The sequence below is a fragment of the Gordonia desulfuricans NBRC 100010 genome (genome assembly GCF_001485495.1).
Taxonomy (GTDB): domain Bacteria; phylum Actinomycetota; class Actinomycetes; order Mycobacteriales; family Mycobacteriaceae; genus Gordonia; species Gordonia desulfuricans.
Window position 1 is genome coordinate 16708 of the sequence record NZ_BCNF01000119.1, and the last position, 11120, is coordinate 27827.

Below are 11120 nucleotides of genomic sequence, written 5' to 3' on the forward strand. Positions count from 1 at the left end.
TCCACACACGACCCAAGGAGCTCCACCAGTGTCCGTGCTCGACATGTTCTCCCTGACCGACAAGGTCGTCGTGGTGACCGGCGCGTCGTCGGGCCTCGGCGTCTCGTTCGCCACCGCCTTCGCCGAGGCCGGCGCCGACGTGGTGCTCGCCGCCCGCCGCACCGATCGGCTCGCCGAGACCGCAGCCAAGGTCGAGGCCCTCGGCCGCACGCCGCTGTCGGTGGCCACCGACGTCGCCGACCCGGATGCCTGCCGGCGCGCCATCGACTCCGCGATGGAGACCTTCGGGCACGTGGACGTGCTGATCAACAATGCGGGCGTCGGGACGGCCGTACCCGCCACCAAGGAGACACCGCAGCAGTTCCGCGACGTCGTCGACATCAACCTCAACGGCTCGTACTGGATGGCCCAGGCGGCCGGACGGGTGATGCAGCCGGGTAGCGCGATCATCAACATCTCGTCGATCCTCGGCATCACCACCGCCGGGCTGCCGCAGGCGGCCTACAGCGCGTCGAAGGCCGCGATCATCGGTCTGACCCGTGACCTCGCCCAGCAGTGGGGCACCCGCCGCGGCATCCGCGTCAACGCCCTGGCCCCCGGCTTCTTCAAGTCGGAGATGACCGACGGCTACGCCCCCGGCTACCTCGACTCGCAGATGCCGCGACTGTTGTTGGGCCGCACCGGCGATCCCGCCGAACTCGCCGCCACCGCGGTGTGGCTGGCCTCACCGGCCGGTGGGTACATGACGGGCCAGACCATCGTCGTCGACGGCGGACTCACCGCCACATAGCCGCCAGACCCTCCACAGTTCCACAGAAACGCCGCCCCAGAGGCGGCGTTTCTGCGTATGTGTGGAGGGTCTGTGCGAATCAGACGCGTGCGGTGGCGATGAGGGTGTCGCAGTTGACCTCGGTGATGTGTTCGGCGGCAAGGCGTTCGACGAACCGGTCCCGGATTCTCCGGCGCGTCTCGTCGTCGAGCTCGGTGAGCGCACCCCGATAACCGCTGCCCAGCACCAGCTTCCATGCGAACTCCGGCGTGCATGCCACCCGCAGCCGCACGGTGGTGACCGCCACGTCGTGTCCGCCGACGTCGGACAGCCACGCAGCCAGCGTCTCCTCGGTGTTGATGCGGTCGATCGGTCGCGGGCCGCTGCCGGGTGCCCTCGGCCCCTGATGCCCGGTGTCTCCGGCGATCTCGCCCACCGTGGCGAAGTAGGCGGCGGCGAAGTCGGCCATCGCATCGGCATGCCACACCGACACGCCGACCTTGCCGCCGGGACGGACCAGTCGGAGCAGTCCCCGGGCGGCGTCGTCCATCTCCGGCAGGAAGAACACCCCGAAGGCACATGCGAGGACATCGAAGGCGTTCTCGCAGGGCGTGATCCCGGGTTCGAGGGTGGTCACGTCCGCCACCGCGACGTCGACGTTGCCCAATCCCTCCGCACCGGCCTTGGCGCGGGCGACGTCGAGCAGCGCGGCGGAGAAGTCCACCGCGAGCACACGGCCGTCGGGACCCACCGCCTTCGCCGCGGGCAGCACACTCGCACCGGTCCCCGAGCAGATGTCGATCACCGCCTCGCCCGCACGGGGGTCGAGTGCGGCGATCAACGCCTCTCCAGCCGGACCCCAGACCTGCGGGGTCACCGCGTCGAAGTCGTCGGCGGCGGAATTGAACACGCCGGCCAGCCGTGATCCGGGGTCCTCGATCTCGGTGTGCGTCACGTCGTCGAGCGCGGCGGTGAGCCGGGTCAGGAATTCCGCCTGCGCCGGATTGAGCTTGACCGCGGCGTCGGCGAGGGCGAACCACCCCGCACGATCGATCTCCGGGAACTGCGCCACCTTTCCCGACCGTGGCGGCCACACCATCTCGAAGGTGTTCGAGGTGATGGTCGAGACGTCGAGATCACCCTCGACGGCGTACCCGGTGACCCGCTTGCCGCTCGTGAGGCGGACCTCGCCGAGTTCGACGACCGGGCCCTCGGGCACAGCCGATCCGATCTCCTCGGCGAACTCACGTCGCGCCGCACCCAGGAGGTCCTCGCCGGGTTCGGCGAGCCCCTTGGGGATCGTCCACGCCCCGTCGTCCTTCCGCGCCCACAACGGTCCCCCGGGATGCGCGATGAGGACCTCGAGGGAGTCGTCGCGCCACCGGTAGACGAGCATGCCCGCGCTGATCTGTGCCCCTCGGGAAGAGGAGTTTCTGCCTGCCATGGTCATATATTCTGGCGGAAACACGACCGACACACGCATGGCGCGGGACGGAAATGTCCGACTCATAGACACTGTGCATGTCATTTCTCCAGACGATCAAGCACGGCCGGGACGCCGACCACCCCGTCGACGACATCCCCCCGTTCCTCAAACTCTTCCCGCTCGGACTGCAGCACGTCATGGCGATGTATGCCGGTGCGGTCGCGGTTCCGCTCATCGTCGGCGGCGCGATGGTCGGTGCCGGGCAGATGCAGAGCAACGAGATCGTCCACCTGATCACCGCCGACCTGTTCGTCGCCGGTATCGCGACCATCCTGCAGGCGGTCGGGTTCTGGCGGTTCGGCGTGCGCCTGCCGCTCATGCAGGGCGTCACCTTCGCCGCGGTCGGCCCGATGATCACCATCGGACTCAACCACGGGATCACCGCGATCTACGGCTCGGTGATCGCCTGCGGTGTGTTCATGATCCTGGTGGCACCGATCGTCGGGAAACTCATCCGGTTCTTCCCGCCGCTGGTCACCGGCACGATCATCCTGATCATCGGTGTCTCCCTGATGCGTGTGGCCGCCGGCTGGTTCGGCGGCGGCACCGCCAAGGGTGAGGACTTCGGCGCCCCCAAAGCCATCGCCTTCGGTTTCCTGACACTGCTGCTGATCATCCTGATCGAGCGGTTCGCCCCGCCCACCATCAAGCGTGTGTCCATCCTGATCGGTCTGGTCCTCGGCACCCTCATCTCGATCCCGTTCGGGATGGCCGACTGGAGCAGTGTCGGTGAGAGTTCCTGGGTGGCGATCCCCGAGCCGTTCTACTTCGGTTTCCCGACCTTCGACGTCAGTTCGATCATCGCGATGATCATCGTCGCCCTGGTGATCATGACCGAGACCACCGGCGACATCGTGGCCGTCGGCGAGATCGTCGACAAGAAGATCACCCCGCGCAGGCTGGCCGACGGTATGCGCGCCGACGGTCTCGGCACCGTCCTCGGCGGCATCTTCAACACCTTCCCGTACACCGCCTTCGCCCAGAACGTCGGACTGGTCGCGATCACCGGTGTCAAGACACGTCACGTCGCCACGTGCGCCGGCGGCATCCTAGTGGTGCTGGGACTGCTGCCCAAGATGGCCGCGATCATCGAGGGCATCCCGCTGCCGGTCCTCGGCGGCGCCGGTGTGGCACTGTTCGGCATGGTCGCCGCGAGCGGCGTCCGGACGCTGAGCAAGGTGAAGTTCAACAACACCAACATCCTGGTGGTGGCGATCTCGGTGGGCGTCGCCATGCTGACCGAGGCCAAGCTGTACTACACATCCGACGGCGTGAGCGTCTCGCTGGATCTCTACCACCAGTTCCCGGACTGGTTCCAGACCATCTTCCACTCCGGTATCTCCGCCGGTGCGCTCACCGCGATCGTGCTGAACCTGCTGCTCAACACGCGCAGCACCTCACCCGATCCGGCCGACTACCACAACACCGGTGAGATCGACGTCGTCACCGCCGAGGGACTGGCCAGTTCAGAGGGGATGTCGGCGGCCGACGGCCCGCGTGGCGGCGCCTTCGATCCGCGCGATGCCCTCGCCGCCGCCGACCCGGCCACCCCGCCGGAAACGCTCAAGCTGCTCGCCGAGCACGATGCCGGACTGCACCGGTTCATCGTCACCAATCCGTCGGCGCCCAGCGAACTGTGCGACTGGATCAAGGCGCAGGGCGATCCCACCGTGACCCGGCTGCTCGACGTGTGGGACGACAAGACCGAGGGCCGCTTCTCCGCCCGCGGCCCCCGGTCCCAGTCCTCGAGCTGACAGTCCACGACCTGGGCGTGCACCGGCATGGGCGTCCGCACCGGGTGATCGTCCCCGGGGCGGACGCCCACGTCGTGTCCCCAGGAGACACCCGCACCGTGCCGGCAACCGGGTTCTCCCTGAGGGGTTCTCGCTGCCCGGGCCGCGCGGTGTCCCCGGTTGTCGCGCCCGGGCGGCCCGACGCTCCTATCGTGGAGGTATGTCCCACAGCCCCAAGCCCGAAGAGCTCGATCCCGCCGTCGACGACCCCGACATCCCGACCGAACCACCGCGTCCATCGGCGTTCGCATTCGGTGATGCCACCCCGATCGGCGAGACCGATCGGATCGTGCGGGAGACCGCCGCCTACGACGCCGCACGCCACGACATCGAGGTGACCCGCGGGCACGCCGTCGGCGGGAGCGACGGCAGCACCGAAGGCCAGTGACCGACCCGCTCACATCCCGACATTCCCGACGCGCCGACGCCGTTGTCCCACGCGGTCGGCCGATGGACGTGTAGACACTTCAGGCATGGAGGTCCTCACCAGCCGCGTGCTGCTCCGGTCCGGCGATCCCGAGCGACTGCAGCACTTCTACCGTCATCAGCTGCGTCTGGCCGTGGCCCGGGAGTATCCGGGCGGTGTGGTGTTCTACGCGGGCAACGGGCTGATCGAGGTGCCCGGTCATCTCACCGCCGACACCGACCCGGCCGTGGAACCGTCGGGGGCACTGTGGCTGCAGGTCCGCGACATCGCCGCCACCGAACGCGAACTCCGGCAGGCCCGGGTGGAGATCGCACGCGAGCCGCAGACCGAGCCCTGGGGTCTGATCGAGATGCACGTTCGCGATCCCGACGGCCGGCTGCTCATCGTCGTCGAGGTGCCCGCCACGCATCCGCTGCGTCTCGACAACCGGTGAGCGCCCACCCACCGGGCTACCAGAGCTGATTGGCCGCCCGGTCGAGCCGTCATGACAGACTGGACGCCATGAGCACGTGGAATGCGCCCGTTTCCGGGCCGGTGGACGCCGTCGTGGATCTCCCCGGCTCGAAGTCGATCACCAACCGTGCCCTGCTGCTCGCCGCCCTCGCCGACGGTCCGTCGACCATCACCGGCACACTGCGCAGCCGCGACACCAACCTGATGCTGTCCGCACTCACCGGCCTGGGCACCGGCGTCGCCGTCGACGCCGAGGACCCGACCACCGTCACCATCACCCCGAATCCGATGCACGGCACCGACGTCTACTGCGGACTAGCCGGAACGGTGATGCGCTTCCTGCCGCCGGTCGCCGCACTGGCCGATGGACGCGTCGCCTTCGACGGCGACGAGCAGGCCCGGCATCGTCCGCTGGCCACCATCCTCGACGCGCTGCGCGGTCTCGGCGTCGAGATCGACGGTGACGCCCTGCCGTTCACCGTCACCGGCACCGGATCGGCCCGCGGTGGCCAGGTGACCGTCGACGCATCCGGATCGTCGCAGTTCGTGTCCGGGCTGCTACTCGCCGGTGCCCGGTTCGACGAGGGCATCACGGTGGCCCATGTGGGCCCGCCGGTTCCGTCGATGCCGCACATCGAGATGACCATCACGATGCTCGCCACCGCCGGGGTCGTCGTCGACGTCTCCACCCCCGACGTGTGGCGGGTCCCGCCCACGCCGATCCGTGCCGTCGACTGGGCGATCGAACCGGATCTGTCGAATGCGGCGGCCTTCCTCGCCGCCGCAGCAGCCACCGGTGGCCGGGTGAGCGTGCCGCGCTGGCCGTCGATGACCACCCAGCCGGGGGCACAGATCGCCGACATCCTCGCCGAGATGGGTTGTGCCGTAGAGCTCGTCGACGGTCTGCTCACCGTCACCGGCCCGGAACGACTGAAGGGCATCGACCGCAATCTCAAGGAGATCGGCGAGCTCACCCCCACCATCGCCGCGCTCGCCGCACTGGCCGACACCGAGTCGAGACTGACCGGCATCGCCCATCTGCGTGGACACGAGACCGACCGGCTCAAGGCGCTGACCACCGAGATCGGACGCCTCGGCGGCGACGCCGAGGAGATCGAGGACGGCCTGATCATCCGGCCCGCGAAACTTCATGGCGGACAGTGGGAATCGTATGCCGACCATCGGATGGCCACGGCCGGCGCGATCATCGGACTGCAGGTCCCCGCGGTACTCGTCGACGACATCGAGACCACGTCGAAGACACTGCCCGACTTCCCCGGCATGTGGCAGCAGATGATCGGCCGCCCGTGAGCCGACGCGCGGAGAGCTACGACGAGTCCGACGTCCGGATCCGTCCCGGCAAGGGCAGCCGGCCGCGCACCAAAACCCGTCCCGCACACGAGAACGCCGAATCCGCGATGGTCGTGTCGGTCGATCGCGGCCGCTGGGGGTGCACCCTCGGCGGCGACCCCGACCGCCGGGTCGTGGCGATGCGCGCCCGCGAACTCGGCCGCACCCCGATCGTCGTCGGCGACGATGTGGGAGTGGTCGGCGACCTGACCGGCAAGCCCGACACCCTCGCCCGGATCGTCAAGGTGGCCGAACGCCGAACCGTGTTGCGCCGCACCGCCGACGACACCGACCCCTACGAGCGGATCGTCGTCGCCAACGCCGACCGACTGCTCATCGTCACCGCGATGGCCGATCCCCCACCCCGCACCGGTTTTGTCGAACGCGCCCTGGCCGCAGCCTATGTCGGTGGGCTGGAACCGATCCTGTGCGTGACCAAGACCGACCTCGCCTCCCCCGACGAGTTCGTCGCCGCCTTCGAAGGCCTCGATCTGCCGATCGTCCACGCCGGCCGCACAGATCCGCTCGACGACGTCCTCGCACTGTTGCGTGGACACCTGACCGCCCTGATCGGCCACTCCGGGGTCGGCAAGTCCACACTTGTCAATCGTCTTGTCCCCGAGGCCGACCGGGCCACCGGAGTGGTGTCGGGGGTGGGCAAGGGACGCCACACGTCCACCCAGTCGGTGGCGTTGCCGTTGCCCGGCGACGGCGCGACCCAGCGTTCGTGGGTGGTCGACACCCCGGGTATCCGGTCGTTCGGATTGGCGCATGTGGGTCCCGACGACATCATCGACGCCTTCGACGATCTGCGTGATGCGATCGAGAACTGTCCGCGCGGCTGCACCCACCTGGGTCCACCCGCCGACCCGGAGTGCGCGCTCGACGCGCTGCAGGGTCCGTCTCATCGGCGCGCGATGGCGGTGCGCCACCTTCTGATCGCGGTGTCGGGGGGCACCACCGAGGAGAACCCCGAGGCCGTCCCGGAGCGGTGAGCACACGCTGGGTCGACCGGCTCCGGAGTAGTCACCACCCAGCGCAGGCCACGGAGATCTCGACACGGGTCCTCGCCCTTCCGGCTCGGTCCCGGCTCGATCAGCAAACCGTCGTGAATGGTTGAGCGACCATCTCCCGAACAACAAGCGACCATCGATAGTTGAGCAACTCCCCTCAAACACCAAGCGAACGTTGATGGTTGAGCAACCTACCCTCAAACACCAAGCGAGCATTGATGGTTGAGCAACCTACCCTCAAACACCAAGCGAGTGTTGATGGTTGAGCCGTCAAGGAGCGAAGCGACGAGACGAGTCGAAACCTCCGCCGGCCGACGTCAACAACGCAACACCGCCGAGATGCTCACGTCCCGACGCGACCGGACAGCGGCAACAACGAGGCCCCACAACGAGGCCCCACAACGAGGCCCCACAACGAGGCCCCACAACGAGGACGACCTGCTCGACCGGCACGGTGTACCGGTCGAGCAGGTCGTCGTCTGCGCTTTACGGCTCGGCGATGATCTTGTACTCGGCGAGCAGCTTGCCCACCTCGTTGCTCTCGAACTTGCTGTACAGCTTCTCCCGGATGAAGTGCGGCCCGGGCAGTTCCACCTCGGCGCCGTCCCGCAGGCGGGCCGTCGCATTGAGCAGGTAGCGGACGTCGAAGGTGGACGAGAACACCTCCGGCACGGCCCGTTCGATGTCGAGCAGGGTGTACACCGCCTCCATCGGGGTGCGCACCGAGTACTCGGTGGTGAAGATGCAGTCGCGGCTCGGGCTCTCGGAGAACTGCCCGATGAACGCGAAGTTCACCGACCCTTCGGGCACCACGTCGGGACGGTCACCGGCCTGGCGCGGCATGAAGAATGCGGTCACGTACGGCATCATGCACGGCACGGCCTTGGCGCCGGTGGCGGCCAGCTCGTCGATCTCGTCGGTGGGAACGCCCATGTGGTACAGCCATTCGCGGGTGATCTCCTCACCGGTGCACTCGGCCATGGTCTTCGGGACGTAGTCGCCGACCTTGTCCGGGAACAGGCCGTACACCCACACCACGATCTGGTCGGAGGGCTGGTTCTTGAAGTGCGGCTGGCGGTTGACCGTCCAGCTCATCAGCCAGTTGGAGTCCTTGGCGGTGACGATGCCGCCGGTGACGACCTTGCCGCTGAACGGATCTCGCTTGGTGATCTTCTGGATGTACTCCGGGATGCGCTGATCGAGCGTGGTGACCGTGCACGATTCCCACTTGGTCTCGTCGATGTTGCCGCCGAAGACATCCGGACGACCGAACGACGGGTCCTTCGTGGACAGGGTGCGCCACAGATCCCATGCCGGTGCGGGGCCGCGGTCGAGCTTCGCCGGGGTGTGGTGGTCGCCCTCGTCGGAGTTCTCGGTCAGTGAGCCGATGGTCATGAACACCAGGTCGTCGGGACCGAGGGTGGTGGCCTCGGACTTGCCGTCGCGCACCCAGTCGATGCGGGTCGCCTGCTTGCGTGCGGGATCGGCGAGATCGAAGTGCACATCGGTGACGGTGGTGGAGAACTGGAAGTTCACACCATGGTCGAGCAGCCACCGGTAGAGCGGCAGGACCAGCGACTCGTACTGGTTGTACTTGGTGAACTTCAGCGTCGACAGATCCGGCAGCCCCTTGATGTGGTGGATGAAGCGATGCAGGTACAGCTTCATCTCCAGCGCGCTGTGCCATTCCTCGAAGGCGAACATGGTGCGCCAGTACAGCCAGAAGTTCCCCTTCAGGAACTCCTCGCTGAACACCTCGTTGATCCGCTTGTTCTCCATCTCCTCACGGGTGGCGAGGAAGATCCGGACCAGGTCCTTCTGGGACTTGTCGTCCAGATTGAACTTGTTGTCGGTGTGGGCGTCCTCGCCCTGGTTGACCGTTGCCCGCTGCAGCGAGAAGTTCGGGTCGTCCTTGTTCAGCCAGTAGAACTCGTCGAGGACGCTGGCGCCGTCGATCTCGAGCGAGGGGATCGAGCGGAAGAGATCCCACAGACATTCGAAGTGGTTCTCCATCTCGCGGCCACCACGGATCACGAAACCCTTCTTCGGTTCCTTGATGCCGTCGAGCGCACCACCGGGGATGTCGAGCTCCTCGAAGATGGTGATCTTCTCGCCCGGCATCTGGCCGTCGCGGATCAGGAACGCGGCCCCGGCGAGCGAGGCGAGACCGGCACCGACGAACCATGCGGTCTTGTCGTCGACCCCAGCGGGTTTACGTGGGCGAGCAAAGGCTTCGTAGTTTCCGGCGTCGTAGTGCATCGGCATGTCCCTGCGCTCTCGTCGTCAGTTCTCATCGGCGGTTCGTCGTCGGTTGCTGTATTCAGTTGTCGTCTTCGGGTGCCCCACTAGGTGTTGCCCCCGCGTGCTCATACCCCGATCGGCGTGCGATCCCGATCGGGGTAGTGCCCGTCAGCTCTTGTCGTCGGTGGTGTAGTCGTAGAAACCGTGGCCGGTGGCCATTCCGAGCCGGCCCTTGTCGATGTAGTTCTCCTTGAGCCACTTCCCGAGCTTCTGCTGCCCCTCGTCGCCGCTCATCATGATGTTGTACGGAGTGTTGAGGCCGACGATGTCGTAGATCTGGAACGGCCCGATCGGCGCTCCGGTGGCGATGCGCCACACCTTGTCGACGTCCTTCGGGTCGGCATAGTCGCCGGCAGCCAGCTGTGCGGCGGCCGAGAGGAACGGCACGAGAAGAGAATTGAGGACGTAGCCGGCCTTCTCCTTGTGCATCGGGATCGGGACCATGCCGATCTCGGAGGCGCAGGCCACGACCGCGTCGAACGATTCCTTGCTGGTCTCCGGGGTGCCCATGATCTCGGCGGTGTTGAACTGCCAGACCCGGTTGGCGAAGTGCATGGCGAGGAAGCGGTCCACGCGGCCGCTCGACGGCGCGATGTCACTGGGCAGGAGGGTCGACGAGTTGGTGGCGAAGATCGTCTTCTCCGGCGCCACCGCATTGAGCTTGGCGAAGGTGTCCTGCTTGATCGACAGCACCTCCGGCACCGCCTCGATCACCAGGTCGGCATCGGCTACGGCGACCGAGAGGTCCGATGAGAACGAGAGATTCGCGAGTGCGGCGTCGACCTTGGCCTGCGTGGCGCCCGGGACCTCGGCGAGGTAGGTCTTCGCGAGTCCGTCTGCGCGTTCCTTGGCCTTGACGAGGATTTCGTCGTTGATGTCATATGCGACAACCTTTTTGCCGCTGTATGCGGACTGGAAAGCAATCTGAGATCCAAGAACACCGGTACCGAGCACTGCAATGTTATTGATTGTCGCCATGGCCCGAAGCTATCGCGGGCCCACACCACTGTCAACCGATTCCCGAGCGTCCGACATCACATTCATCGTCAGTGATGAAGCCGCTCAAAACATTCGGCTCGAGGGTGCGATATCGGGACAGGAATTCGATTGATCTGTGTCCGAGTTCGGATTGACCAGGACTGCCTGGACACCATCGTGCGTTCGGTCCAGCGTTCCTTCGAGCGGTGTCACGATTTCACGAGGTGTTCCGGGAACGTTGAACTCTCGAGACACATGCAGCCACCGCAGTTCCGACGACTCCTTTCACATTCGCCAAGCGCCTCCACACAATAGGCGAGGAGGCATCCGAGTAGCTTCCGATTGCAAGCAATTCTCGGGTACACAGCATCCGAGCGCGCCGCCACCTCGATACCCTCTCCCTGCGCCCTGTGGTGACCCCAGGTCGAACAGTGCCCACAACCTCGAACACACGACCATGGCACCGGCACATCCGGTGACCGCTTGGCCAGTTGCCGATCACACGGGGCCGAGTCGATATCCCCGTCGGCCCAGTGGTTGCGTTTCCGAG

General features: G+C 66.7%; 9 protein-coding genes. 6 read left to right on the forward strand and 3 right to left on the reverse strand.

The features are described 5' to 3' along the window. Nucleotides 1-28 precede the first annotated feature (28 nt). A complete protein-coding gene (locus GD1_RS18465) occupies nt 29-790 on the forward strand; it encodes an SDR family NAD(P)-dependent oxidoreductase (RefSeq protein ID WP_053777162.1) in 762 nt (253 codons plus the stop codon). A gap of 79 nt (nt 791-869) precedes the next feature. Here the strand turns inward: GD1_RS18465 and GD1_RS25690 are convergent, their stop codons facing one another. Beyond that, on the reverse strand, nt 870-2213 hold the full coding sequence (locus GD1_RS25690) for a class I SAM-dependent methyltransferase (RefSeq protein WP_307190357.1): 1344 nt from the start codon (nt 2211-2213) through the stop codon (nt 870-872). Nucleotides 2214-2290: 77 nt separating this feature from the next. Between GD1_RS25690 and GD1_RS18480 the strand changes: the two genes are divergently transcribed. From GD1_RS18480 to rsgA, 5 genes are all read left to right on the forward strand, one after another. Beyond that, nucleotides 2291-4009, forward strand: coding sequence for a nucleobase:cation symporter-2 family protein (locus GD1_RS18480; protein WP_059039075.1), 1719 nt, complete (start codon nt 2291-2293; stop codon nt 4007-4009). A gap of 199 nt (nt 4010-4208) precedes the next feature. Beyond that, nucleotides 4209-4436 (forward strand): hypothetical protein, encoded by a 228-nt coding sequence (locus GD1_RS18485; protein ID WP_020793453.1) that lies wholly within the window; start codon nt 4209-4211, stop codon nt 4434-4436. Nucleotides 4437-4521: 85 nt separating this feature from the next. Next, nucleotides 4522-4908, forward strand: coding sequence for a VOC family protein (locus tag GD1_RS18490; protein ID WP_020793454.1), 387 nt, complete (start codon nt 4522-4524; stop codon nt 4906-4908). 68 nt (nt 4909-4976) lie between these two features. Next, nucleotides 4977-6239 (forward strand): 3-phosphoshikimate 1-carboxyvinyltransferase, encoded by a 1263-nt coding sequence (aroA, locus tag GD1_RS18495; protein WP_059039076.1) that lies wholly within the window; start codon nt 4977-4979, stop codon nt 6237-6239. After that, nucleotides 6236-7273, forward strand: coding sequence for a ribosome small subunit-dependent GTPase A (gene rsgA / locus GD1_RS18500; protein WP_059039077.1), 1038 nt, complete (start codon nt 6236-6238; stop codon nt 7271-7273). The genes aroA and rsgA overlap by 4 nt, the downstream gene beginning before the upstream one ends. 504 nt (nt 7274-7777) lie before the next feature. On the opposite strand, the gene GD1_RS18505 is transcribed toward rsgA, so the two are convergent. Next, nucleotides 7778-9550: an oleate hydratase gene (locus GD1_RS18505; protein WP_059039082.1), complete on the reverse strand. Its 1773-nt coding sequence runs from the start codon at nt 9548-9550 to the stop codon at nt 7778-7780. Between the two features lie 150 nt (nt 9551-9700). Further along, a complete protein-coding gene (locus GD1_RS18510; protein ID WP_059039078.1) occupies nt 9701-10570 on the reverse strand; it encodes a 3-hydroxyacyl-CoA dehydrogenase in 870 nt (289 codons plus the stop codon). Between the last annotated feature and the right edge of the window lie 550 nt (nt 10571-11120).